The 25175-nt window shown below is 64.8% G+C and carries 23 protein-coding genes and 2 other RNA genes; 14 read left to right on the top strand and 11 right to left on the bottom strand.

Translation table 11 applies throughout. The features are described from left to right. Nucleotides 1-63: 63 nt before the first annotated feature. On the bottom strand, nt 64-1116 hold the full coding sequence (locus ACZZ0O_RS20630; protein WP_463591720.1) for a sugar phosphate isomerase/epimerase family protein: 1053 nt from the start codon (nt 1114-1116) through the stop codon (nt 64-66). Nucleotides 1117-1211: 95 nt separating this feature from the next. On the opposite strand from ACZZ0O_RS20630, the gene ACZZ0O_RS20625 reads away from it, so the two are divergent. Further along, entirely contained in the window at nt 1212-2222 is a 1011-nt protein-coding gene (locus ACZZ0O_RS20625; RefSeq protein WP_463591719.1) for a LacI family DNA-binding transcriptional regulator, read from the top strand. Between the two features lie 56 nt (nt 2223-2278). Here the strand turns inward: ACZZ0O_RS20625 and ACZZ0O_RS20620 are convergent, their stop codons facing one another. Next, on the bottom strand, nt 2279-3763 hold the full coding sequence (locus ACZZ0O_RS20620) for a GGDEF domain-containing protein (RefSeq protein ID WP_463591718.1): 1485 nt from the start codon (nt 3761-3763) through the stop codon (nt 2279-2281). Between the two features lie 310 nt (nt 3764-4073). Between ACZZ0O_RS20620 and ACZZ0O_RS20615 the strand changes: the two genes are divergently transcribed. From ACZZ0O_RS20615 to ACZZ0O_RS20585, 7 genes are all read left to right on the top strand, one after another. Beyond that, nucleotides 4074-5081, top strand: a complete 1008-nt coding sequence (locus ACZZ0O_RS20615; RefSeq protein ID WP_115554230.1) for a zinc-dependent alcohol dehydrogenase family protein — start codon at nt 4074-4076, stop codon at nt 5079-5081. Between the two features lie 404 nt (nt 5082-5485). After that, nucleotides 5486-6127, top strand: a complete 642-nt coding sequence (gene paoA, locus ACZZ0O_RS20610) for an aldehyde dehydrogenase iron-sulfur subunit PaoA (protein ID WP_055849752.1) — start codon at nt 5486-5488, stop codon at nt 6125-6127. Beyond that, nucleotides 6124-7074 (top strand): FAD binding domain-containing protein, encoded by a 951-nt coding sequence (locus ACZZ0O_RS20605; RefSeq protein ID WP_115528522.1) that lies wholly within the window; start codon nt 6124-6126, stop codon nt 7072-7074. The genes paoA and ACZZ0O_RS20605 overlap by 4 nt, the downstream gene beginning before the upstream one ends. Nucleotide 7075: 1 nt before the next feature. Then, on the top strand, nt 7076-9283 hold the full coding sequence (paoC, locus tag ACZZ0O_RS20600) for an aldehyde oxidoreductase molybdenum-binding subunit PaoC (protein ID WP_463591717.1): 2208 nt from the start codon (nt 7076-7078) through the stop codon (nt 9281-9283). Beyond that, nucleotides 9280-10293, top strand: coding sequence for an XdhC family protein (locus tag ACZZ0O_RS20595; protein WP_463591716.1), 1014 nt, complete (start codon nt 9280-9282; stop codon nt 10291-10293). The genes paoC and ACZZ0O_RS20595 overlap by 4 nt, the downstream gene beginning before the upstream one ends. A gap of 59 nt (nt 10294-10352) precedes the next feature. Then, a non-coding RNA gene (locus ACZZ0O_RS20590) (sX9 sRNA) lies at nt 10353-10428 on the top strand. A gap of 504 nt (nt 10429-10932) precedes the next feature. Then, a complete protein-coding gene (locus ACZZ0O_RS20585; RefSeq protein WP_463591715.1) occupies nt 10933-11541 on the top strand; it encodes a nucleotidyltransferase family protein in 609 nt (202 codons plus the stop codon). A 63-nt stretch (nt 11542-11604) separates the two neighbouring features. On the opposite strand, the gene ACZZ0O_RS20580 is transcribed toward ACZZ0O_RS20585, so the two are convergent. Further along, on the bottom strand, nt 11605-11832 hold the full coding sequence (locus tag ACZZ0O_RS20580; RefSeq protein ID WP_463592562.1) for a hypothetical protein: 228 nt from the start codon (nt 11830-11832) through the stop codon (nt 11605-11607). A 230-nt stretch (nt 11833-12062) separates the two neighbouring features. On the opposite strand from ACZZ0O_RS20580, the gene ACZZ0O_RS20575 reads away from it, so the two are divergent. Both ACZZ0O_RS20575 and ACZZ0O_RS20570 read left to right on the top strand, forming a co-directional pair. Then, the gene (locus tag ACZZ0O_RS20575) at nt 12063-12278 is read left to right on the top strand and encodes a hypothetical protein (RefSeq protein WP_055849765.1); all 216 of its coding nucleotides are present in this window, start codon (nt 12063-12065) and stop codon (nt 12276-12278) included. Between the two features lie 359 nt (nt 12279-12637). Next, a complete protein-coding gene (locus tag ACZZ0O_RS20570) occupies nt 12638-13888 on the top strand; it encodes a DUF819 family protein (protein WP_463591714.1) in 1251 nt (416 codons plus the stop codon). Nucleotides 13889-14055: 167 nt separating this feature from the next. Here ACZZ0O_RS20570 and ACZZ0O_RS20565 read toward each other — a convergent pair whose 3' ends face one another. Both ACZZ0O_RS20565 and ACZZ0O_RS20560 read right to left on the bottom strand, forming a co-directional pair. Next, entirely contained in the window at nt 14056-15252 is a 1197-nt protein-coding gene (locus ACZZ0O_RS20565) for an XVIPCD domain-containing protein (protein WP_463591713.1), read from the bottom strand. 36 nt (nt 15253-15288) lie between these two features. Next, nucleotides 15289-16098: an ankyrin repeat domain-containing protein gene (locus ACZZ0O_RS20560; RefSeq protein ID WP_463591712.1), complete on the bottom strand. Its 810-nt coding sequence runs from the start codon at nt 16096-16098 to the stop codon at nt 15289-15291. A gap of 190 nt (nt 16099-16288) precedes the next feature. Between ACZZ0O_RS20560 and ACZZ0O_RS20555 the strand changes: the two genes are divergently transcribed. Continuing rightward, the gene (locus tag ACZZ0O_RS20555; protein WP_463591711.1) at nt 16289-16993 is read left to right on the top strand and encodes an HAD family hydrolase; all 705 of its coding nucleotides are present in this window, start codon (nt 16289-16291) and stop codon (nt 16991-16993) included. Between the two features lie 47 nt (nt 16994-17040). Here ACZZ0O_RS20555 and ACZZ0O_RS20550 read toward each other — a convergent pair. The 3 genes from ACZZ0O_RS20550 to ACZZ0O_RS20540 all read right to left on the bottom strand — a co-directional run bounded on the left by ACZZ0O_RS20550 (nt 17041) and on the right by ACZZ0O_RS20540 (nt 20154). Beyond that, nucleotides 17041-17116, bottom strand: a non-coding RNA gene (locus tag ACZZ0O_RS20550) — sX9 sRNA. Between the two features lie 741 nt (nt 17117-17857). Next, nucleotides 17858-18082 (bottom strand): YbdD/YjiX family protein, encoded by a 225-nt coding sequence (locus ACZZ0O_RS20545; RefSeq protein WP_005926176.1) that lies wholly within the window; start codon nt 18080-18082, stop codon nt 17858-17860. After that, nucleotides 18082-20154 (bottom strand): carbon starvation CstA family protein, encoded by a 2073-nt coding sequence (locus ACZZ0O_RS20540; RefSeq protein ID WP_463591710.1) that lies wholly within the window; start codon nt 20152-20154, stop codon nt 18082-18084. Before ACZZ0O_RS20540 ends, ACZZ0O_RS20545 begins: the two co-directional genes overlap by 1 nt. Before the next feature lie 233 nt (nt 20155-20387). Here ACZZ0O_RS20540 and ACZZ0O_RS20535 point away from each other — a divergent pair, with 233 nt between their 5' ends. Further along, entirely contained in the window at nt 20388-21245 is an 858-nt protein-coding gene (locus ACZZ0O_RS20535; RefSeq protein ID WP_463591709.1) for a pirin family protein, read from the top strand. A 33-nt stretch (nt 21246-21278) separates the two neighbouring features. Further along, nucleotides 21279-21704 carry an OsmC family protein gene (locus ACZZ0O_RS20530; protein ID WP_463591708.1) on the top strand — a complete coding sequence of 142 codons (426 nt, stop codon included), beginning with the start codon at nt 21279-21281 and terminating at the stop codon, nt 21702-21704. A 144-nt stretch (nt 21705-21848) separates the two neighbouring features. On the opposite strand, the gene ACZZ0O_RS20525 is transcribed toward ACZZ0O_RS20530, so the two are convergent. The 3 genes from ACZZ0O_RS20525 to nfi form a co-directional block, all read right to left on the bottom strand. Beyond that, complete coding sequence (locus ACZZ0O_RS20525; RefSeq protein WP_055849779.1) at nt 21849-22310, bottom strand: hypothetical protein; 462 nt, start codon at nt 22308-22310, stop codon at nt 21849-21851. 250 nt (nt 22311-22560) lie between these two features. Then, nucleotides 22561-23451, bottom strand: a complete 891-nt coding sequence (locus ACZZ0O_RS20520; RefSeq protein WP_463591707.1) for a pirin family protein — start codon at nt 23449-23451, stop codon at nt 22561-22563. Nucleotides 23452-23603: 152 nt separating this feature from the next. Then, entirely contained in the window at nt 23604-24311 is a 708-nt protein-coding gene (gene nfi, locus ACZZ0O_RS20515) for a deoxyribonuclease V (RefSeq protein ID WP_323518525.1), read from the bottom strand. A gap of 103 nt (nt 24312-24414) precedes the next feature. Between nfi and gpmA the strand changes: the two genes are divergently transcribed. Next, nucleotides 24415-25164: a 2,3-diphosphoglycerate-dependent phosphoglycerate mutase gene (gpmA, locus tag ACZZ0O_RS20510; RefSeq protein ID WP_463591706.1), complete on the top strand. Its 750-nt coding sequence runs from the start codon at nt 24415-24417 to the stop codon at nt 25162-25164. Nucleotides 25165-25175 lie beyond the last annotated feature (11 nt).

Below are 25175 nucleotides of genomic sequence, written 5' to 3'. Positions count from 1 at the left end.
CGTGTTATGTACTTTGAGGTGAGTGCGAAGCGTCCTGTGGCGCGTCGAGACGCATAACACGCTCTATGTCCCCAGCATGCGGCGCAGCGATTCCGGATCGGCGCCGCTGTCGGCAAAGTCGTCGAAGGCGCGTTCGGTCACGCGGATGATGTGGTCGCGGATGAACGCGGCACCCTCGCGTGCGCCGTCTTCCGGATGCTTCAGGCAGCACTCCCACTCCAGCACCGCCCAGCCCGGGAAATCGTATTGCGCGAACTTCGAGAAGATCGCCTTGAAGTCGATCTGGCCGTCGCCGAGCGAACGGAACCGCCCCGGACGATCGATCCAGTCCTGGTAGCCGCCGTAGACGCCGCTATGCGCACTGGCGCGATACTCCGCGTCCTTGACATGGAAGATGCCGATGCGCGCGTGATACCGGTCGATGAAGCCCAGGTAGTCCATCTGCTGCAGCAGCAAGTGGCTGGGGTCGTACAGGATCTTGGCGCGTGGGTGGTGGTCCACGACATCGAGGAAGCGCTCGAAGGTCGCGCCGTCGTGCAGGTCCTCGCCCGGGTGGATCTCGAAGCACAGATCCACGCCGCAGGCGTCGAAGGCATCCAGAATGGGGCGCCAGCGGCGGCCGAGTTCGGCGAAGGCTTCTTCCACCAGCCCGGGCGGCCGCTTCGGCCAGGGGTAGAAGTAGGGCCAGGCCAGCGCGCCAGAGAACGTGGCATGCGCAGTCAGCCCCAGGCGCTGGCTGGCCTTGGCCGCCAACAGCAATTGTTCAACCGCCCAGGCCTGGCGGGCGGCGGGGTTGCCGCGTTTGTCTGACGGTGCAAATCCGTCGAACAGCTGATCGTAGGCGGGGTGGACGGCGACCAGCTGCCCCTGCAAGTGGGTCGACAACTCGGTGACTTGCAGCCCGTGCCCGGCCAGCATGCCGGCGACGTCGTCGCAGTACGCCTGGCTCTGCGCGGCCTGGGCCAGATCGAACAGGTGCGGCGCGCTGGTCGGCACTTGTACGCCAGAATACCCCAGGCCCGCAGCCCAACCGGCCAGTGTGTCCAAGCGATTGAAGGGAGGTGTGTCGGCGATGAACTGTGCCAGGAATAGCGCCGGACCCTTGAGCGTCTTCAACGTAATTCGCCCTCATGCAATCGATTGAATCATCCTAGCATGGGCTTTCCGCAAGACCCGTTGTGCACTGCACAGCAGAAAGAAGAATCAAGGTCATGGCTACAACCATCTACGACATCGCAAAGCACGTTGGCGTCACCGCCGGTACGGTGTCGCGGGCGCTTTCCCGGCCGGAAAAAGTCCTGCCCGCCACGCGCACGCGCATCGAGCAGGCTGCCGCGGCGCTGGGCTATGTCCCCAACACAGTGGCCAGGACGCTCAAGACCCAGCGCAGCGGCAAGCTCCTGGTCACCGTCCCTGACATCGCCAATCCATTCTTCGCCCAGATCCTGCAGGGCGCGGAGGACGCGGCGCAGGCCGTCGGCTACGCCGTCCTGCTGGGTGATACCCAGCACCAGCCCGATCGCGAGGAGCGCTACGCGCAGATGCTTCTCCGTAACGAGGCAGACGGCCTGATCGTGCTGGGGCACGGCCTCCCGCCGACGGCGCGTGAGATCGTCAAGCAGCTAGGCGCCGCCGCGCCGGTGGTCAACGGATGCGAGTTCGACCCGGCGCTTGGCATCCCCAGCGTCCACATCGACAACGCGGCCGCCGCGCGCGCCATGATGGAACACCTGTATGGACTGGGGCACGAGCGGGTCGCCGTGGTGGGCGGCCCGCCCGACAATCCGCTGCACCAGCAACGCCTGGAAGGGGTCCGGGCCTCCGGCAAGGCACGCGGCCGTCTGCGCAAACTGACCGTCGTGCCGGGCGACTTCTCCGTAGAATCCGGCCATGCGGCTGCGATGGCGCTATTGGCTCGTGCGCCTGCGCCGACCGCGATCTTCTGCTTCAGCGATCAAATGGCGCTGGGCGCCCTGGCCGCCTGCCGGGACCTGGGTATCCGCGTGCCGGACGACCTGTCCATTGTCGGCTTCGACGACCTGGCGTCGTCGAGTTACCTCACGCCGCCATTGACGACCATCCGGCAACCCATGCGAGAGATCGGTGTCCGCGCGGTCAACCTGCTGCTCGCCATCATCGAAAGGGTGGACGTGCCGCTGCAGCAAACGCTGGATTTCAGCTTGATGCTGCGTGGATCCACGGGTGCGCCGAGGGCGAGGTGACGGCAGGGTCAGTCAGTGGAGCGAGGCCGGGCGACGCGGCAGAGCCGTAATCTGGATCACGCCGACGTACGATCCCGCCCGCTCTGCTTGGCGCGGTACAGCGCCGAATCGGCGTCGTGCACGATGGCGTCGGGTGTCAGCGGTGCTTCGCCGGGTTCGAAGGTGGCGGCGCCGACGCTAACGGTGACGTGCGCGCTGGTTGGGCTCGGCAGATGCATCAGGCCGAGTTCGGCCACCGCGCTGCGCACGGCATCGGCCTGGCGCAGCGCACCGGCAGCGTCGGTATGCGGCAGGATCATGCCGAACTCTTCGCCGCCATACCGCGCCGCCACGTCGCTGCTGCGCCGCGAGCAGCCGGCGATGGCGCCGGCAATCAGGCGCAGGCAGGCGTCGCCATTCACATGGCCATAGGTGTCGTTGTAGAGCTTGAAGTGATCGACATCGATCATCAGCACCGATAACGGCGATTGCAGGCGTACTGCATCCTGCAAGGCCTGCGACAACCGATAGTCGAACGCACGTCGGTTGGCGATGCCGGTCAATGCATCCACCCAGGCCTCGGAACTGAGTTTGGCTTCGTTGCGATGCATGCGGCGCAGCTGCAGGTCCAGCCAGATGCCCACGCCCAGCAGCAGGGCGCAGCCAAGCGTGGCGATCACGATGCGCTGGTCCGCGGCATGCCGCCAATTGGCCAGCGCATCGTCCACCGACACGCCGGTCAGCACGCTCAGCGGATACGGCCGTGCAGGGGCGAAGCTGGAGATGCGCTCTACGCCATCGATCGGCGAGCGATAGGTCGCCGTGCCATGTCGGCGCGCGCGCATGTTGACGTAGATCGAGGTGCCGGCAATCGAGCTGCCGATGACGCCCTGCTTGTCGGGACGGCGTAACAGCACGATGCCATCGTCGTTGATCATGCCGATGGTGCCGTGCGGGCCGACGTCGAAGGTGCTGTAGTGCTGCTGGAAATACTTCAGCTGCAGCGTCACCAGCACCACCCCGGCAAAGTCGCCGTCCGGGCCGTTGAGCCGGCGGCTCAGTGTCAGCACCCAGCTGCCATCGGAGCGGCTTTTGACCGGTGCGCCGACCAGCGACAACGCATCGCGATGGTCGCGGTGATACTTGAAGTAGGCGCGGTCGGCGTTGTTATGCGTCTTGGGTGTGCTATCCAGCGACGAGCTGACCCAGCTGCCATCTGCCGCGTAAATAAAGATGCCATGCAGGCGGTCCGAACGCCTTGCCTCGCGCACCAGGAATTCGTGCATTGCTGCGCGCGCGCTGGTATTGCCCTGGTCGTGCTCGACGCGCGCGACCAGGCCGGACAGCACTGCGTCGGCGATCGACATGGTGTCGCTGGCATGCTGCGCCAGCGAGTTAGCCAGGTTCAACGACTGCGCTTCGGCACCGCGCAGCGCGGATGCACGTTCTTCATGGATGGACCAGTACTCCGAACCGAGCAGTAGCATGCACGCCATGGTCAGCACGAAGTGCAACGCAATGCGTTGTGCACGTTGCCGCCGCCGCTTGGTGGGTGATGTCACTGTGGCTACCTGTCCAGACACCTGGGCGATGCAACCGGTGTGCCAGCCTACGCGTCGCTGCGGTCGCTACCGCGTGCAAACGCGGTGGCGCAATGCGATTTTGTGATTTGCAGCGCATTGGAGGGCGGCAAACCAGTACGCGGCAATGCGGCGCAGCACGCAGATCCCGTTGGCGGTTCTGGTATCGCGCCATCGGCAGCGAGCCACCGACAGGCAATAGGCTGCAGCCTTTTCAAGCCAGCTCGACTGCATTCGCATCACGGTACGCGTGCTATCCCTGGGCTCGAATCATCATCTGAGGAGTTCCCCCATGCGCGCCATTCGTCTCTCGCATCCCGCCGGTCTGAACGCACTGACGTCGGTCGAATTGCCCGATCCGGGCCAGCCTGCACGCGGGCAGATCCGTGTGCGTCTGCATGCGAGCTCGCTCAATTTCCATGATCTGGGCGTTGTGCTCGGTCAGATGCCCACGGCCGATGGACGCATCCCGATGTCCGACGGCGCCGGCGTGATCGAGGCGATCGGCCCGGAGGTCGACGAGTTCGCCGTCGGCGACCACGTGGTGTCCACCTTTTTCCCGCAGTGGCTGGATGGCGAGCCGCTGCACGCCGGTTTTGCGACCACGCCAGGCGATGGCGTCGATGGGTATGCACGCACGGCGGTTGTGGCCGCTGCGCAGGCATTTACCCATGCGCCGGTCGGTTACAGCCACGCAGAGGCGGCCACCTTGACCACCGCTGGCGTCACCGCCTGGCGGGCGCTGGTTGTCAACGGCGGCCTGAAAGCAGGCGATACCGTGCTGGTGCTGGGCACGGGTGGCGTGTCGATCTTTGCGCTGCAATTCGCCAAGGCGATGGGCGCGAGCGTGATCGCCACGTCCTCGTCCGACGAGAAGCTGGAAAAGGTCCGCACGCTCGGTGCCGATCACGTCATCAACTATCGGCAGCACGCCGAGTGGTCGCGGCAGGTACTGGAGATCACCGACGGACGCGGGGTGGATCATGTGGTCGAGGTCGGTGGACCCGGCACGCTGGCGCAATCGATCCGTTCCGCGCGGGTGGGCGGGCACATCGCCTTGATCGGCGTCTTGACCGGTGCGGCTGGCCCGGTGCCGACCGCCGAGATGATGGGGCGTCAGCAGCGTCTGCAAGGGTTGGTGGTCGGCAGTCGCCGGCATCAGCAAGCGCTGGTGCGCGCACTGGACGGGCTGCCGCTGCGCCCGGTCATCGACCGCAGCTATGCGCTGAATGAGATCGGCGAGGCGTTTGCCTTGCAGAAGGCCGGCGGGCATCTGGGCAAGATCGTGCTGGAGTTTTAAGAGTGGATTCCTGAGCGCTGGCTGCAACGCCGGCGCCGGCGCGCCCAGGCAAGCACGCTTTCATGCGTTGCAGCATCAGCGCCCGCAACGCGTCTGCTGATGGCGGACACGGTTTCATAACGGTGGGGTGGTGGTGCGCGTCGCGGTCGGCATGTGATCACGCGCGCAGCGGATGATGCAGGAATCGGTTGTATCGCTGCGGCGCTCTCCAATCACGCCGCACAGTGATGAGCACGTTTCATAGACGCATGCCAGCTCCAACGCCAATGCACGGGCAGGCGACAACTAGAATCGGGCAACCACCGATTGCATCGCTCCCACGTGCCGCACTCACGCGCTTGTGACCGACGGCCCTGCACATTGATAAAGAACTGTATTAGCCAGCATTGTTGGAGATGCCAGCCATGAGAAACATCAAGATGACCCGTCGCGAAGTACTGATCGCTGGCACGGCATCGGCAGCCGGTGTTGCCGCAACCCAATCGATGGCTGCCACTGCCGTGTCGCAACGTCAGGCAGTGGAGCCTGCCAACGCGTCCAGCCAGGTTGCCTTTGAAGTCAATGGCAAGCCGGTGACGCTGACACTGGATAACCGCACTACCTTGCTGGACGCATTGCGCGAGCACCTGCAGTTGACCGGCACCAAAAAGGGCTGCGATCACGGCCAGTGCGGCGCGTGTACGGTCATCGTCGACGGGCAGCGCATGAATTCCTGCCTGTCGCTGGCGGTGATGCATCAGGGCGCAAAGGTCACCACCATCGAGGGCCTGGGCACGCCGGACAAACTGCATCCGATGCAGGCGGCCTTCGTCAAACACGATGGTTATCAATGCGGCTATTGCACGCCGGGGCAGATCTGTTCGGCAGTGGCCGTGCTGGATGAAGTCAAACGCGGCATTCCCAGCCATGTGACCGAGGACCTGACGGCCAAGACCCGGCTCACTACGCCCGAACTGCAGGAGCGCATGAGTGGCAATATCTGCCGCTGCGGTGCGTATTCCAACATCGTCGAAGCGATCAACGAAGTTGCCGGAGAGCGCGCATGAAGGCTTTCAGTTACGAGCGCGCCACCTCGGCGGCAGATGCCGCGGCCAAAGCCGCGCGCCAGCCGGGCGCCAAGTTCATCGCCGGCGGCACCAATCTGCTCGATCTGATGAAGTTGCAGATCGAAACGCCGTCGCATCTGATCGACGTCAATGGTTTAAGCCTGGACACCATCGACGCAACGCCGGACGGCGGTTTGCGCATCGGCGCGCTGGTGCGCAATACCGATCTTGCGGCCGATGCGCGTGTTCGTCGCGATTACGCGGTGCTGTCGCGCGCGCTGCTGGCAGGTGCGTCCGGCCAGCTGCGCAATCGCGCGACCACGGCGGGCAATCTGCTGCAGCGCACGCGTTGCCCGTATTTTTACGACACCAATCAACCGTGCAATAAGCGCCTGCCTGGTAGTGGCTGCGCGGCGATCGGCGGCTTCAACCGTCAGCTGGCCATCATTGGCACCAGCGAAGCCTGCATCGCCACCCATCCCAGCGATATGGCTATCGCCATGCGTGTGCTCGATGCCACGGTGGAAACGGTACGCCCAGACGGACAGACGCGCGCGCTGCCGCTGGCCGACTTCTATCGCGCGCCAGGTACGACCCCGCATCTGGAGACCGCGCTGGAACGTGGCGAGCTGATCACCGCCGTCACCTTGCCCAAGCCGCTTGGCGGAACGCATGTCTATCGCAAGGTGCGCGACCGTGCGTCTTACGCGTTTGCCTTGGTCTCGGTTGCCGCTGTCGTGCAGCGCGACGGCACCGCGCGCATCGGCGTCGGTGGCGTGGCGCACAAGCCGTGGCGCAGCGAAGCTGCCGAAGCGCAGTCGCGCCAGGGTGCACGCGCCATCGCTTCTGTGCTGCTGGACGGCGCACAGCCCACCGAACACAACGCATTCAAAGTGCCGCTGGTGGAACGCACGTTGACCGCGATCCTGGCCGACGCGAGGGCCTGATATGAAATTCGACACTCCTGCCGGTACCAATCCCATCGATCAAGGCAAGGTCGTCGGCAAGCCCGTCGATCGCATCGACGGGACGCTCAAGACCACCGGCCAAGCGCCGTATGCCTACGAACATCATGATCTGCCAGGCCGCGCTGCCTACGGCCACGTCGTGGGGGCGGGGATCGCCAAGGGCACGATCCGCAGCATTGACCTGAGCGCGGCGCGCAACGCGCCCGGTGTGCTCGGGATCGTCTCTGCGCAGAATGCCGGCAAGCTGCACAAGGGCAAGCTCAATACCGCCAAATTGCTGGGCGGCCCGGAGATCCAGCACTACCACCAGGCGATTGCCGTGGTGGTTGCAGAGACCTTCGAGCAGGCACGCGCAGCGGGTCAGTTGATCAAGGTCGATTACGGCCGCCAGGTCGGCGTATACGATCTGAAAAAAGCCCGCGATGGCGCCAAGGTCACCAAGGAAGGCGGCGCACCCAATAGTTCTGTCGGCGACTTCGATGGCGCCTTCGCCGCAGCGCCGGTGCAGCTGGATGCCGAATACACCACGCCCGATCACTCGCACGCCATGATGGAGCCGCACGCGTCCACTGCGATGTGGGACGGCGACAAGCTCAGCGTGTGGACATCCAACCAGATGATCAATTGGGGCGCGCGTGACCTGGCGGTGACGTTGGGCATTCCGCGCGAAAACGTGCGGATCATGTCGCCGTACGTCGGTGGCGGTTTTGGCAGCAAGCTGTTTTTGCGTGCCGATGCGGTGCTGGCCGCGCTGGCTGCGCGCGAAGTCAAACGGCCGGTAAAGGTCATGCTGCCGCGCCCGCTGATCGCCAACAACACCACTCATCGTCCGGCCACCGTGCAGCGCATCCGCATCGGTGCCGAGCGCGATGGCAAGATCACCGCGATCGCACACGAAAGCTGGTCGGGCGATCTAGCTGGCGGTGCGCCGGAAATCGCTGCTTCGCAAACGCAATTGTTGTATGCCGGAGCCAACCGTCTGATCGCAACGCGCCTGGCGGTGATGGATCTTCCCGAGGGCAACGCCATGCGCGCGCCCGGCGAGGCGCCGGGGTTGATGGCGCTGGAAGTGGCGATGGACGAAATGGCCGAGAAGCTGAAGATGGACCCGGTCAAATTCCGCATCGTCAACGACACTCAAGTGGACCCGGAAAATCCGCAACGGCCGTTTTCGCAGCGGCAGCTGGTCAAGTGTCTGGAAGATGGGGCAAAGCAGTTTGGTTGGTCCAAGCGCAAGCGCACGCCTGCCAGTACCCGCGATGGACGTTGGCTGGTCGGCATGGGCGTGGCCGCTGCATTCCGCAACGCCATCGCCATGACTTCCGGGGCGCGCATGCGCCTGGAGCAGGGCGGCCGCGTGGTGGTGGAAACCGACATGACCGACATCGGTACCGGCTCTTACACCATCATTGCGCAGACCGCTGCCGAGATGCTCGGTGTTCCGCTGAACTGGGTAGACGTGCGGCTGGGCGATTCGAGCTTCCCCGCATCGTCCGGTTCCGGTGGACAGTGGGGCGCCAACAGTTCCACCGCCGGCGTGTACGCGGCATCGGTCAAGCTGCGCGAAGCGATCGCCGGTCGACTGGGGCTGGACCCGGCCAAGGCCGAGTTTGCCGACGGCCACGTGCGTGCCGGCGGCAAGCGCATCCCACTCGGCGATGCCGCAGCGAACGGCGCCTTGGTAGTGGAGGACAAGATCGAGTTCGGTGACCTGTCCAAAACCCATCAGCTGTCGACCTTCGGTGCGCACTTTGTCGAAGTGGGCGTGGATGTCACCACGGCCGAGGTGCGCATCCGCCGCATGCTCGCGGTCTGCGCGGCCGGACGCATCCTCAATCCCAAATCGGCACGCAGCCAGGTGATCGGCGGCATGACCATGGGCGCGGGCGCAGCGTTGATGGAAGAGCTGGCGGTGGACAGGCGTTTCGGCTTCTTCGTCAATCATGACCTGGCCGGTTACGAAGTGCCGGTGCACGCGGATATCCCGCACCAGGAAGTGATATTCCTGGAAGAAAGCGACCCGATGTCTTCGCCGATGAAGGCCAAGGGCGTGGGCGAGTTGGGGATTTGCGGCGTGGCGGCGGCGATTGCCAACGCGGTTTACAACGCCACCGGTGTGCGCGTGCGCGATTACCCGGTGACATTGGAAAAATTGCTGCCGCACCTGCCCGAGCAGCTGCGCGCGTGAGCGCGGTCGTCGCTCCGGCCACGCATGCAGCGCCGGCCGAGCCTGAGTGGCCGGCATGGCCGAGCTACGCATTGCATGACGATCTGCTGCCTGTGCTGACGGCGTGGCACCGCGCCGGTCAGCGGGTTGCGATTGCGACATTGATGGAGGTGCAGGGCTCCTCGCCGCGCCCGCTGGGCAGCGAAATGGCGATCGGGGCCGATGCCCGGGTTGCGGGTTATGTGTCCGGCGGCTGCGTCGAAGCTGCCGTGGCGCATGAAGCCATGGCCACGTTGCGCGACGGGCAGCCGCGGTGGCTGGACTACGGCGAGGGTAGCGAGGTGCTGGACATCCAGCTCAGCTGCGGCGGCCGCATCGGTGTGCTGGTCTGGCCGGTGCCGGATCTGTCCGAATACCTGGCGCGCTGGCGCAATGCGCGCCAGCACCGCCGCGCGTTTCATGTGGCGCTGGATCGCAGTACCGGAAGCGTGCGCTACCTATCGACTGTGCACGACGCGCGTCCAGGCGAATTTCTGCGCGTCCATCGCCCGCCATTGCGGCTGGTCCTTGTCGGCGCGGACCCGGCATTGCTGGTGCTGCTGGCGTTGGCCAATCAAATGGGCATCGAGACGCGCGTGCTGCGCCCGCATGGCCCCAGCGAGCCGCCGCCCGGTCTTGCGCCGGAACACTACGATCGCCGTGCGCTAAGCGATGCGTTGCACGATGTGCAGCTGGATGCCGGCACTGCCTTGTACAGCCTGGCGCACGACAGCGAGATCGATCTGCAGGTCGCGTGTCGCGGTCTGGCATCCGATGCGGCATGCATCGGCATCCTGGGCAGCCGGAACAAGCGCGACACCCGTTTGCAGGCATTGCGCGCGCTGGGGCACGACGATGCCGCGCTCGCGCGTCTGCGCTTGCCTGCGGGTTGGCGGATGGGTCGCTCATCGCCGCACACCATCGCACTGGGCATCATCGCCGAAGCGACGCAGGCTGTAGCGGATCTGCAGATCGTTGCGGCTACGGCTTAGAGCAGCTTACAAAACCACTGTGCAGCCGCTAGCGGGCGCCGCCGGTGCTCGGAATCTGCATGTACCACTTGTACACTCCGGTTTCTTCGCGCCGTCCACACCCACCTGACGACTGCTCGCTCTGTTTTTTTAGCCGTTCTTAGGCCGTTGTGTGTCTGTTGTCTGGTTTGTTGCGTCGCGCTTTGTGCGCCTTTGGTTTTCGCCAGCAGTTGTGCTTCGTGCAAGCGATGCTTCTGGAAAAAGCCATGCGCGTGCGCGCGATTCATAGGAATCCGCACTACTCATAGCGCATCGGTCATCTCGATAACGTCGCTGAGATTTCGCTAATGCAGCTGTCGCGCGTTGCTGCCTGCGACACATGAACGCATGGCGCGTCCGCTGCACGCAGTCGATGCGTCGCGCAGTCACTCCGCACGCACAGCACGGCCTCTACGCTGAGGCGGTCTCCATTACGCACGACGTCGCCATGTCTCCTGATCTCTTCTCTGATGACGCCGTGTTTTGCGACATGCCCATTGTGGAATCGCCACGTATTGCTGGCTTTCCGCATGCAGTGCTTAGCGACGCACGCAGGTTGCATCCTGCGCGCAGTCACGGTGGTACATGCGGCAGTTGTCACGCGCTGACCAGGCCCTGCATATGAGCAGCGACCATGCGGCGTTGGTGTTGGCAGCAGGCGCGGGGAGCCGGCTCGGCCGCTCAAAACAATTGCTGATGCGCGACGGCGAACCGTTGCTGCGTCGTGCTGCACGTATCGCACTGCAAACCGCACCACGCCGCTGCGTCGTCGTACTCGGCGCCGATGCCGACAGGCTGGCCGATGTACTGCAGGGGCTTGACGTGGAAGTGCTGCGGCACGCCGACTGGTCTGCCGGGATGGGCTCCAGCCTGGCAGCGCTGCGCCGGCATGTGCAGGACGATGCGACGTTGCGACGTAGCCTGATTCTGGGGTGCGACCAACCGGCACTGGAGGCGCCGCACTTGCGTGCCTTGCTGGACGAAGCCGACCGTGCCGCGTCGGGGTGCGCCACCAGCGGCTACGCCGGCGTGCGCGGTATTCCCGCGGTGGTGACGCACACTGCCTGGGCGGACGTTGCGCTGCAGGGCGATAACGGCTTACGCGCGCTCTTCGCCAGCCTGGATGTCCAAACGCTGGGCTGCGTCAGCGCACCGGCGCTGGCGCGGGATGTGGATACGCCTGCCGATCTAGCGGCAGCGCAACAACGCGGGTGGGTGGATCAAGATTGAGACGCGATGACGGGTATTGGCCAGCGATCCCCGACAGCCTATTAGGCAAATCGCCGACGCCGATCAGGACCAGAGCGCCAAGGCTTCCCTGACGACCAGAACGTAGCCCACCACCATCGCGGTCTTGACCGGAAACTGGAACTTTCTGAGCAGATGCATGCCAACCCTCCCCAAGGTTTCGTCCGAGCGCGCCGTGATCCCCTGCAAGCCGTCTGCGCTCTTGTGACGGCCGCTTGTGAAGATTTCTTCACCCTTGCAGCCGAATGTAGCGCTCGACGTGAACTGTGTCACGTAAGAATTTTCTTACCCGGATGCCAGTGTCCGCCCGACAGTCGGGAAATGCGTAAAACCGCATGCTGGCTATGCAAAACGCGGGGCCACCGGCCACTCTCCCGCTGCCCCTTGAGTAAGGGTCTGTTGGCTTACGAATCGGCATGGCTTGCCCCAATCCCTCGCGTGATGCGCCTGTTCGGCGCGCTCGCACCTGCGCTTGACCGAAGTACCCACCGGCCGGAGGCCACATGGACCAGTCCCGCTACGTCGTACGCATTCATCCCGAACAAGGCGGCTGGTGGGTGACCCGTCCGGAATGGTCGCCGCTGCGCTACCTGCGCGAGCAGGGCGCCCTGGAAAATGCCGAACTCATGGCCAAACTGCACTGCCTGACCACCGGTCAGCCCAGCGGTGTGGTGCTGGATACCGCCGACGGCGAGCGCGTGGTGCGGCGCTACGGCTGAGGGTTGGTCTTGCGTCCAGCGTCGATTGCCAGGGCCAGGCCGGTAGGGGCTGCCTGATCGGTGTGGATGGAGCCGCATGCTGGCGACGTTGTGCTGAGTTTAAGTGGCTGCCGTCTTGCGGCCTGAGGCCGGAGCGTCGTGACGAGCGTCGTGCTCGACCGAGCGTGCAACATCCCCATGTCGTCCTGGCCTAGCCAGGCAGCGCGGTAGCGCATGGACCGGTCTCGATCACCTCCCACGGCCTTTGTCGGAGGTGTCGGTGGGGTTTGCGCCACCAACGCGGTCGGCTAGATTCGTTGTCATCGGCCGCTCCTGGTTCGATCCGCGTTGGCGGCCCTCTGTCCGGATGACTGCCTGCGGTGAATTTGCCTGCGTCTGCACTGATTCAAAACGATATCGTCGTCTTCGGCCTGATCGCCGCCACGCTGGGTGCGGTGTTCTGGACTTCATCGCGCGAGCAAGGCCTGTGGCGGCGCTTCTATGCCGTGGTACCGGCCTTGTTGCTGTGCTATCTGCTGCCCGGCATCTACAACACCGTCGGACTGATCGACGGCGCCAACACGCGCTTGTACAACCCCATCGCCCGCGACGTGCTGTTGCCGGCCGCATTGATCCTGCTCACCCTGAGCATCGATCTGCGCGCGATCCTTGGGCTGGGGCCCAAACTGGTCGCCATGTATCTGGGCGCATCGGCGAGCATCATGCTGGGCGCGGTGGTCGCCTTCTGGGTCATGCAATGGCTGCACCCGGCCACCGTCGCGGGCGACACCTGGGCGGGCATGGCGGCATTGGCCGGCAGCTGGATCGGCGGCGGCGCCAACATGCTGGCAATGCGCGAAGTGTTCAATGTCGATGCGACCACGTTCGGGCAGTTTGCGGTGGTCGATGTGGGCGTCGGCTACGTGTGGATGGCGGCGCTGATCTTCCTGGCCGGACGCGCGCGTAAGATCGATGAGCGCAGCGGCGCCGACACACGTGCGCTGGACGCCTTGCAGGAGCGCATGGCGCGCTTCCAGGCCGAACATGCGCGCATCCCGAGCCTGGCTGACCTGATGGTGATCGTGGCAGTGGCGTTCGGCGGCGTCGGCCTGGCCCACGCGCTGGCTAACCCGTTGGCGGCCTGGTGCAAGGCGCACCTGAGCTGGGCCGGCCAGTTCAGTCTGGATGCGCCTTTCGTGTGGGTGGTGGTGCTGGCGACCAGCCTGGGATTGCTGCTGAGCTTCACCCGTGCACGGACCCTGGAGGGCGCGGGCGCGTCCAAGATCGGCTCGCTGCTGCTGTATTTCCTGATCGCCTGCATTGGCATGCAGATGGACCTGCTGGCGCTGCTGGATCGGCCATGGCTGTTCCTGCTCGGGCTGATCTGGATCGCCCTGCACATCGGCTTGCTGTGGGCGCTGGGCCGCTGGTTGCGGGTGCCGTTCTTCTATTTTGCGATCGGCTCGCAGTCCAACATCGGCGGGCCGGCGTCCGCGCCGGTCGTCGCTGCGGCGTTTCACCCGGCGTTGGCCCCGGTGGGCGTGTTGCTGGGCACGATGGGCTACGCCACCGGCACCTATCTGGCGTATCTGGTCGGCATCACCTTGCGGGCGATGGCCGGCGCAGGCTAATGACGCGTTGTGCCGTGGCCGCCAGAGTCATGGAGCTGCTGCTTGGAACAGCTCCATGACCTCTCCGGTCGGTTTACTGCAACAGCGAGATTGTCACTTGCGCGACACTTCCGCACCGCACGCGTCCACCTGACGAAGACGGCGTGCGGCACGGTTTGCCGCGTGCGTTATTGCTGGATCACGCGGCGCTGCTCTTCCTGTTGCTGGGCAGGCTGATGGGTGTAATGCTGGTTCTGCTGCTGCAGCTGACTGACATTGCCTTGCGCCGGCTCATTGGCAGCGGACGCGGTCTGCACATGGCTGCGCAGATGCGCCGGGTCGTCCATGCGGCCTTGCACCGCAATCAGGCTGTCGCCATCGCGGTTGGGCACCAGATGATTGATCCGCTGCAGGCCGTCGCTGCCTGCACGCGCGGCCACGCTGGCGGCGGTGTTGATAAACGCCGTGTCATCGTGCAACCCCAGCCGCTCGCGTTGGCCGTCCAGTTGCACCACGGCGTCGTTGAACAGCTGGCTGCCCGGCTGTAGCGACGTGCCGCGTGCCTGATCGGGCGATTGCATGTCCTGTGCCTTGATCACCGAGTCCATTCCGTGCAGGTCCAGACGATGCTTCAGCATCATGCCGGGCACCAGGCGTTGCCCGAACGACAGCGGATCCGGCTCCGGCAATTCGATCTGATGACCGGCAGCATTGGGCATGGTCCACTTCAGCGGAATGCTGTCTTCCTGCAAGTGGGTGAGGATTTCGTTCTTGACGTGGTAACCGCGAATCAGCTCCTCGCTGGCGTACTGCTTGGCTGCCGACGCGTCCAGGCCCTGGCGTTCGAGGGTGCGGTCGTTGACGCCGGCGGCGTTGTACGTCACTGCGGGAATGTCGTTGATCATCGCCGACGCCGACGCCAGACCACCGCCCAACGAGTGACCGGAGATCACCACCTGGTCGCCGAACGCCTGCTTGGCCTGGCTGCCGAGCTGGATGGCCGATGCATATTGCGCATCGTCGAAGCCCAAGCCCTGGCCGATGTTGTGCTTCCAGTCCTTGCCTTCGTCGGTGCCGCAAAAACCGAGCACCACCTGGCCTTGATCGTTGCGATAAAACGCGGCATCGAAGCCGCTTTTGGCGTCGTGCAGCAGTGCCGGATCGATACCGGCCTGCTGCAGCGCGCTGTCGTCCATGCGCGACCAGCCGTTGGCCAGCGGCGCAAAGGTTTCAGCGCCACCTTCGCGGCGTTGATTGGCAGTGGCGTAGAGATCTTGCAGCAGCTCCGGAAACTGCCGGTCCTGCGGTTGCGGTTGTTGTCCGCGCATCGACTCTGCGAACGGAGTGGATGCGGCAGTAGATGATGTGGACTCTGACGGGGGCATGCGCGGCTCCTTGCGTGCGTCGTATGGAAAGCGCGCTTAGCGGCTGCTTTCCACGGGAATGTTGTGGGCGCTCAACCACGCGCGCACATCCGATCTGACCTGTTGTCCGGTGGCATTGAGCAGCCGATCCGGCGTGGTGAAGAAATACGCCTGGAAGGTTTTCTGCTGCGCATTGCGCACCGTGGGGTCCACGCCGGCCTTGAGCAATTGCAGCACTGCAGGACTGGCGGCGCCGCTCTGTGCTGCCAGATGCAGCAGGCTGTTACCGGTGTGGTCGACACGCTTTACGTCGGCACCCGCGTCGAGCAACAGGCCGATCTGCGCATCGCGCTTGCTCTGTACGGCGCGAAACAGCGGAGTCCAGCCGGCACGCGCGCTGACCACATCGATCGGCGCCTTGTGCTGCAGCAGACTCTTCAGATACTCCGGGTCCTGCGCCATGGCGGCCATGTGCACGACCGTTTCCTGGTCCATGCCCGGCACCGATGGGTCTGCGCCTGCGTCGAGCAGGGCGTCCAATGCGCGTGGTTGTTCGTTCCAGATCGCCCATTCCAGCAAGGTCACGTTCTGATCGCCGTGTGCGGCCAGATCGACGGTGGGGGCGAGTGTTTTGATCCGTGCAACGTCGCCGTGCGCGATGGCGTTGGCGATGTCGGTCAGACCGGGGTCGCGGAAAGCGACGGTGTGGTCCTGCAGCGTAGCTGACATGGTGGTTTGCTCCTTGGCACCCGGCGAGGCGGTGCATGAGACCGCGAAAAACGAGGTCGCAAGAACGAGCAGGGTGGGGAATCGCGTCTGCATCGAAATCTCCTTCTCCTGATCGCATTCCTGGTGGCGCTGCGGCAAGTCCGGCCGCAGCGGGGCCGATCCTACCAGCTGTAAAAATCGCAAGCGGTAAGATTTCGTGACATGGCGCGGAGGATGGTTGGGCGGTCGGGTCTGCTTGATGACGGCCGGTTTGGTGCGAACGTACGGGCGTATTCGTCACCTGCAGGTGCAGTGCGCCACAGCCGACGGTCACGACACGGCCGGCATAATGGCGCTTTGCGAGCAGATGGGTGCAATGGCGTACGAGCTACTGATCAGTGACTGCGATGGGGTTCTTGTCGACAGCGAGATACTGGCCGACCGGGTGATGCGCGAGGCGCTGGCGGCGTTCGTGCCGGCCGAACCGTTGGAACATCTACTGGAAACCACCTTCGGACAGACCACGCGCGAGGTGTTGCGGCGGGTGGAAGAGCACTTTGCGCTGCAGTTGCCCGAGACCTTGCTGGCGCAGATCCAGGCACGCAGCGAGGCCTTGATCAGCGCCGAGGTGCAGCCGATTCCCGGCGTGCGCGAGGCGCTGGAGCAGATTCCGCTGCCGCTGGCAGTGGCCTCCAACAGCCGCCGCCACAACGTGATCGCATCGGTGGAGCGCGCCGGGCTCACGGCGCGTGCGGCAGGGCGAATCTTCAGTGCCGACATGGTGGAGCGACCCAAGCCGGCACCGGATGTGTATCTGCTGGCCGCCCGCACGGCCGGTGTGGCGCCGGAGCGGTGCCTGGTGATCGAAGACAGCCCCACCGGCGCGACCGCTGCGCTGGCGGCAGGCATGCAGGTGCTGGGGTTTACCGGTGCCGGCCACATTCCGCAAGGGCATGGCGACACCTTGCGACGGATCGGCGTGCTGGAGGTGTTCGACGATATGCGCGATTTGCCCGCGTTGTTCGAGCGGCTCGCGCAAAAGCGCGCTGGCTGAGGATGTCGAGTCGCAGCATCGTTTGGCTGCGGTCAAATGCTTAGAGCGGCTAACAAAACGTAGCGAGCAGTCGTCAGGTGGGTGTTGACGGCGCGGAGGAACCGGAGTGTACGGGTGGTACATGAGGATTCCGAGCACCGGCCGCGCCCCGCCTGGCGGCTGCACAGTAGTTTTGTTAGCTGCTCTTAGATCGAAAGACTAGTTGGTCGAGCGTGCGATGCCCTCACCGCTTGCGGGACACGCCGTCAACCCGTCGCTGGGGGCTCGGTGGCGGCATCCATGCCGCCACACGGTCCCGCAATCGGTGAGGACACCGCACCAGAGAGTTGGTCGGTCGCTAGGTGAAAAGCGGGCCATCTCGCTGGTTGCATTGGCTTGCTGCTGCGGGTCGCAACTCCATTGAGAGTTAGCGAATCAGAAGCACCTCATGCATTGCTTGCATCTTGCACACCGACCATCTCGACTGGTCCTTGCCCGCTCACCGTCGCGGGACCTTACGCGGCATGGATGCCGCGTAAGAGCTTACAAGGACGTACTTGCAGCGTGTCCCGCGACGGTGAGCGGGCCAGGGGCCTGGAGCGATACTGCAGATCAAGCGTTCTGCTTTATGGACTGTCCTGCAAGAGCAGTCGAGCAGTCGCCTTTTTGTGATATCGCAGATCAGCCGTCCTGTCTTGAGGCGTGCCCCGACAGTGGGCGAGAGTCGCCCTGCAGCGACGTCGCAGATCAGCCGCTCCGCCCTCGGCAGTTTCACGATGTTTGGCGGAAGAAGGCCTGCAGTAACGCGCAAGCCCCGAACGCAACAGGGCGCGATTCGCATCGCGCCCTGTTGCATTTGCATCGGCCGATCAACCGATCAACCGATCAGCAGCAGCGAAACCCGCTCTTGCCGCCGTAGCGTGCGTCCTGCCGCTCGCGGAAGAACGCGGGGTAATCCATCACCGGTTTGTCGGGGTGTTTTTCCAGCATGTGACGCACGTAGTTGTCGTAGTCGGGAATGCCGCAGCACAGGCGCGCGGTTTGGATGAGCCGCCGCCAGATGCGGCGATGCACCTGATATTGGCTGGCAAGAACGAGTTGGGTGCCCATTACAGATCCGCCATCTGATGTGGCTGCAAGGCCACGTACGGGGTTTCGCGGTCGCTGCGCTGCGGGTTGCGGCGCGCAATCACGATCGTCTTGACCGCATAGATCAGGATCGAGCCGACCACGAACAGAAACAGCACGGTCAGCCCGGTGTTGACGTAGGCATTGGTGACGATCTGCTGCATCTGCGGCACGGTCTTGGCCGGTGCGGTGATGGTGTTGCTGGCGATGGCGGCCTGGTACTTGTGCGCCTGTGCCAGGAAACCCTGCGCCGGGTTGCTGTCGAAGATCTTGATCAGCCCGGCGTAGGTCGTGCATAGCAACAACCACAGCGCCGGCACGATGGTGACCCATGCATAGCGGTCGCGTTTCATCTTGAACAGCACCACGGTGCCAAGCATCAACGCGATACCCGCCAGCATCTGGTTGGAGATGCCGAACAACGGCCACAGGGTCTGGATGCCGCCGAACGGATCGATCACGCCGGTGTAGAGCAGATAGCCCCACAGCGCCACGCAGCCAGCGGTGGCGATGATGTTGGCGGTCCACGATTCGGTTTTCTTCAGCGCCGGGATGAAGTTGCCCAGCAGGTCCTGCAGCATGAAGCGGCCCGCGCGCGTGCCCGCATCCACCGCGGTGAGGATGAACAAGGCTTCGAACAGGATGGCGAAGTGGTACCAGAACGCCATGGTGTCTTCGCCCGGCAATAGCTGGTGCAGGATCTGCGCGATGCCTACCGCCAACGTGGGCGCACCGCCGGCGCGGGCCAGGATGCTGTGCTCGCCGATGTCCCTGGCGGTGGCTTCCAGCACCTCCGGGGTGATCGCAAAGCCCCACTCCGAGACCTTGGTCGCAACCGCAATGGTGTCGGTACCGACCAGCGAGGCGGGGCTGTTCATGGCGAAGTAGATGCCGGGTTCGATGATCGAGGCCGCCACCAGCGCCATCACTGCCACGAACGATTCCATCAGCATGCCGCCGTAGCCGATGTAGCGCATGTGGCCTTCGTTGGCGAGCAACTTGGGCGTGGTGCCGGAGGCGATCAACGCATGAAAGCCGGACACCGCACCGCACGCGATGGTGATGAACAGGAACGGGAAGATGCCGCCTTTCCAGACCGGGCCGTCGCCGGTGGAGGCGAACTGGGTCAGGGCCGGCATCTTGAGATCGGGCATGACCACCAGGATGCCGATGGCCAGCGCCAGAATCGTGCCGATCTTGAGGAAGGTGGACAGGTAATCGCGCGGTGCCAGCAGCAGCCACACCGGCAGCACTGAGGCGACGAAACCGTAGCCGATCAGCATCCAGGTGATCTGCTTGGCGGTGAAGGTGAAGGCCGGCCCCCAGGTCGGGTCGGCGGCGACCTTGCCGCCCAGCCAGATCGCGCCCAGCAACAGGATCAGCCCAACCACCGAAATCTCGCCGATCTTGCCGACGCGAATGTAGCGCATGTACACGCCCATCATCAGCGCGATCGGCATGGTGGCGATCACCGTGAACATGCCCCACGGGCTTTCTGCCAGCGCCTTGACCACCACCATCGCCAGCACCGCCAGGATGATGATCATGATCAGGAAGGCGCCGAACAGCGCGATGGTGCCGGGTACCTGGCCCATCTCTTCGCGCACCAGATCGCCCAGCGAGCGGCCGTTGCGGCGACTGGACAGAAACAGCACCACAAAGTCCTGCACCGCGCCGGCAAACACCACGCCGACCACCAGCCACAGCAGGCCGGGCAGGTAGCCCATCTGCGCAGCGAGCACCGGGCCGACCAGTGGCCCGGCACCGGCAATCGCGGCAAAGTGGTGGCCGAACAGCACATGCTTGTTGGTGGGCACGTAGTCCAGGCCGTCGTTGTTGCTCACCGCCGGGGTGGCGCGTGTGATGTCCAGCTGCATCACCTTGTCGGCGATGAACAAGCTATAGAACCGGTAGGCGATCAGATAGATCGACACCGCCGCCACCACGATCCATAGCGCATTGATGTGCTCGCCACGCCGCAGCGCCACGGTACCCAGACAGAACGCGGCGAGCAGCGCGAGCGCGCCCCAGGCCAGCTTCGAGAACCCTTTCATGCATGCCCCTTCAGCAACGATTCGCCCAAGGGTCCCCCCGTGCCCGGCTGCGGTCAATGCCAGCGTTCTGTAGCGGGGTAAAACTTTGGTCGTAGAGTGTCCGGGCACACGGTGCGCTAGCGCTCGCCGCACGGGGCCGATGTTTGGAACGATCGGTTGCAACCGTCGTGGTTGGGCGCTGCAGCACGCGCACCCATCATTGGCGCACCGACACACTGCACAGGGACAACGCAATGAGCACCACCACCACGACCGCGGCGCATGTGCTGCGCACCATCCGCGGCATGCCGACCTCCGACGGCGCCGGCGTCAAGCTGACCCGCGTCATCGGCACCCAGCAGCTGCCGGATCTGGACCCCTTTTTGATGCTCGACGAGTTCGGCACTGAAAAGGCCGAAGACTATATCGGCGGTTTTCCAAGCCACCCGCATCGCGGCTTCGAAACGGTGACCTACATGCTCGACGGGCGCATGCGCCACAAGGACAACCACGGCAACGAAGGCCTGCTGACACCGGGCAGCGTGCAGTGGATGACCGCTGGTCGCGGCCTGATCCATTCGGAAATGCCGGAGCAGGAATCCGGGCGCATGCGCGGCTTTCAGCTATGGGTGAACCTGCCTGCGCGCGACAAGATGACCGAGCCCAAGTACCAGGAATACGCGCCCGACCACATCCCGGTGGCGCAGCCGGCGCCAGGCGTGACGGTCAAGGTGATTGCCGGCACGGTGGGCGAGGTGATCGGCCCGATCGTGCAACCTGCGACCAGCCCGGTGTATCTGGATATCGCCCTGGCACCGGATGCGGCGTGGGATTACCTGCTGCCCGGCGGTCACAACGCGTTTGCGTATGCGTTCGAAGGCGACGTTGCAGTGGGCGAGGGCGATGCTTCGCGCACGCTGCCTGCGCAGGAACTGGCAGTGCTGGGCGGTGGCGAGCGGCTAACGCTGCGTGCAGGTGCGCAGGGCGCACAGCTGATCCTGGTGGCGGGCCGCCCGCTCAACGAGCCGGTGATGCGGCATGGCCCGTTTGTGATGAACACCAAGCAGGAACTGATGCAGGCGTTCGTCGATTTCCAGGAAGGGCGGTTCTAACCGTGTCCACCTCATACAGCGCAGGAGAGCGTCATGAGTGACCGCCCCGTCCATGTCAGTACCGAAGCGGTGCCGTACACCGTCACCATCCACGATGGGCAGCACCGTTGGGTGGGCGATACCCAGCCGGCAAACGGCGGTGCCGATGCCGGGCCGGATCCGGAGTCGCAAGTGCTCGGGGCGTTGGGTGCATGCACCGCAATCACGGTGTCGATGGTGGCGGCACGCAAGCAATGGCCGTTGACGGCGGTGCACGTGCATCTGCATTACACCCAACGCGGTGCAGCAGGTACCGACATCAGCCGAGAGATCGTGCTCGAAGGCGCACTGGATGACGCGCAACGCGCGCGTTTGATGGAAGTGGCGGACAAATGTCCGATCCATCGGCTCTTGACTGGCGAGGTACGTATTTCCAGTCTGCTGCAGGCAGCGGAAGATGCCGGCAACCCCGCGGCCTGAGCGTGTCGAGCGTCACCGCATCTCATCTGGAGGCGGTGACTTGCGGCCGGTAGTCAGGCCATCAGCACGGTAGGCGCTAAACCTGCCGCGCAGCGAATGCGCGATGTAAGCGCGGCATCACGCCACGCAGCAACCCGCGTCGCCTCAGCGCTGCAATGCAAGACTGGCCGGCTGCAGATCCATCGCCTGCACCAGCGATTGCATCGAGGCGAGTTCTTCGGTGCTGGCACCGTCGATCCACAGTTGTGCGTAGCGCTTCTTGCCCAGCTCCACCACGGTGACGCGGCGCGATTCCATGCCCGGAATTTCGCGGCCGCCCAGATCGAGCTTGTACCAGTAGAAGTCTTCCTGCTGGAGCTGGCCTTTTTCGGCACGGCGGTCGCGGGCCAGGGTCATGGCCGGGTCGCGGGTGGTGAGCATCACGCCAACCACCTGGCGGCCGTCGGCGGTGACCGCCTTGCAGACCAAGTAGTCGGCACCGGCCAGCTCGTTCCACTGCAGTCCCGACGCGGGCGGCAAGGGCGGGCAGACCGGCGAGGTTTGGGCGTGGGCGGTTGCAGCGGCCAACAGCAATGAGAGGCCGAACAGGCAGGATGCGGACTTCATTCAAGTGTTCCCCGGCGATGGATGACAATGCGGGGCGACGTCGTCTTTTCGTGCCGCTGCACCGTCTCAAGCTCCCCGCTCGAGCGTGCCGTCCACGCGACGTGCTCCGACTACGGAGATATCACTATCACAGTTTTGTGGGCGTGATCAAGATGGGTCGCATCTCTGCCTGGCATCGCTTGTGTAGCGGGGCACCTCCGTTGCGAGACCTGGTGCGGTTGTGTTCGCCACATCAAATTCGCGCATGGTTTCAGGGGTAATTGACCGGGTTGGGTGCCGGCGTTTCGGGCAGCGGAATGAATTCCTTGTCGTCGCCGGGAATGCTGCCGAAGCGCCCGGCCTGCCAGTCGTCCTTGGCCTGTTCGATGCGCTCCTTGGAGCTGGACACGAAGTTCCACCACAGATGACGCGGGCCATCCAGCGGCTCGCCGCCGAGCAGCATGGCCTTGAGCGGGGTCTTGGCGCGCAGGCGCCCGCGCGCGCCGGGCGAGGGCACGATCAGGTGGCGCGCCGGCACGTCGGCACCATCCAGTTGCGCCTCGCCTTCCAGGATGTACAACGCGCGTTCGGCGTGGCCGATGTCCAGGTCGATTTCGGCATCCGGGGCCAGATCCAGCGCCACATTGAGGGTGCCGCTGAACACCTGCACCGGCGATTCTTCGCCATAGGCGCGGCCGGCGATCACCCGCAGCCACACGCCATCGCGGCGCTGCTGCGGCAGGCTGGCGGCGGCATGGTGGTGGAAGGCCGGTGCGGTTTCTTCGGCCGAGCGCGGTAGCGCGATCCAGGTCTGCATGCCATGCAGTGCATGTTCGCGCGCGCGTTCGGGGCCAGGCGTGCGTTCGGAGTGCGCGATACCGCGGCCGGCGGTCATCCAGTTGACGTCGCCGGGGCGGATCACCTGATCGGAGCCGAGCGTGTCGCGGTGGCCGATCTCGCCTGCCCACAGGAAGGTCACGGTGGCCAGGCCGATATGCGGATGCGGGCGCACGTCGATGCCATGGTCCGGCTCCAGCACCGCCGGGCCCATATGGTCGACGAACACGAACGGGCCCACGCTGCGCGCCTGCAAGGTGGGCACGGCGCGACGCACTTGCAGCCCGCCGATGTCGTGGACGCGTGGGGCGATCAGAGTGGTCATGGCGGTGGCTCGTGACAAATTGGAGCCAAAGCTTCGCATGCACGCGGCAGCGTCGCAGTGCTGTCGATCAAGACGGAATGTTCTGCGTGCGCCGCCGCGATAGTGCAGCGGTGGCGAGGTCGACCGCACGGTGCTGACGCGCTGGATCGGTGTTACAGCAGGCTCGCCTGCACAGGCAGATCGATCTCGCCACGCCGCGATGCCAGCCGATCGGCCAGGCGCGTGGGTTCGGGCAGGCGATAGCCGCGCAGCGTGCGCAGGGTCCAGTCGAGCGCGCCTTGCATCGAGACGCGATGCCCGGGCGAGACGATCAACGGATTGCAGCGCGGCTTGCTGCGCAATGCCCAGCCGATCTGCAGGCCGCCGAGCAGGATGCGGCTATGCGCGCCGCGCTCCGGGCCGGGGTCGACGAAGCTGCCGGCCAGCCGCTGCTTGGCCACGCCGATGCTCGGCAAGCCCGTCACCACGCCGAAGTGCGCGGCAATGCCGAGCTTGCGCGGATGCGCGATGCCCTGGCCATCGACGAACACCAGATCCGGCGTGCGAGACAGCAGTGCCAGCGCCTGCAGCAATGCCGGCAATTCGCGGAAGCTGAGCAGGCCAGGCACATACGGCATCGAGGTAGGCACGCGCGCTACATGCGTTTCCAACGGAAGCAAGGTCTGCGCATCCAGCAGCACGGCCGCGGCACGCGTGGTCTGCCCATCGTCTTCAAAGCCGACATCGAAGCCGGCCAGCAGCTGCGGCGTTGCGACGACCTCGTCCTGCAACACCACGCGGTGTGCCAGTTGCTGCTGCAACTGTCGTGCCTGTGCGGCGCTGCCGTCCCAATCGGCGAATACGGGAGCGATGTTCGACATGGCCGCAGCATCGCGCGCCGCACGTGGGCGGGTCGTGCACGCCAGCGATGCGCTGGCTGCCGCTACAATCGCAGGTTGATCGGCCCCCAATCGGAGAACCGTAGTGACCCGCAAACTCGTACTGCTGCGCCATGGCCAGAGCCAATGGAACCTGGACAACCGTTTCACCGGCTGGGTGGATGTGGAACTCACCGAGCAGGGCCGCCAGGAAGCCACGACGGCCGGCAAGCTGATGAAGGACGAAGGGCTGCAGTTCGATGTCGCCCACACCTCGGTGCTCAAGCGCGCCATCCACACGCTGCAGGGCGCGTTGAAGGAGCTCGATCAGGACTGGCTGCCGGTGTCCAAGAGCTGGCGCCTCAACGAGCGCCATTACGGCGGCCTGCAGGGGCTGGACAAGGCCGAAACCGCGGCCAAACACGGCGAAGAGCAGGTCAAGATCTGGCGCCGCTCGTATGACATCCCGCCACCGGCAATGGACGTCAACGATCCGGGGCACCCGTGCCACGACCGTCGCTACGCCACGCTGGATCGCAATGCATTGCCGGGCACCGAGTCGCTGGCGACCACGCTGGTGCGCGTGTTGCCGTACTGGCACGACGCGATCGCGCCGCAGTTGAAGGCCGGGCAGACCGTGCTGGTGACCGCGCACGGCAACTCGCTGCGCGCGCTGTACAAATACCTCAACGCTGTCTCCAACGAGCAGATCCTGGAGCTCAACATCCCCACCGGCATTCCGTTGCTGTTCGAGCTGGACGACGAGCTGCAGGTGCAGAGTTTCCGTTACCTGGGCGACCCGGAAGCGGCCAAGCGCGCTGCCGAAGCGGTGGCCAATCAGGGCAAGGCGAGGTAGGCCTGTAGCCA

Source organism: Xanthomonas sp. AC360 (genome assembly GCF_979258225.1).
The sequence above is the reverse complement of the archived record's forward strand: the minus strand, read 5'-3'. Positions and strand labels throughout refer to the sequence as shown.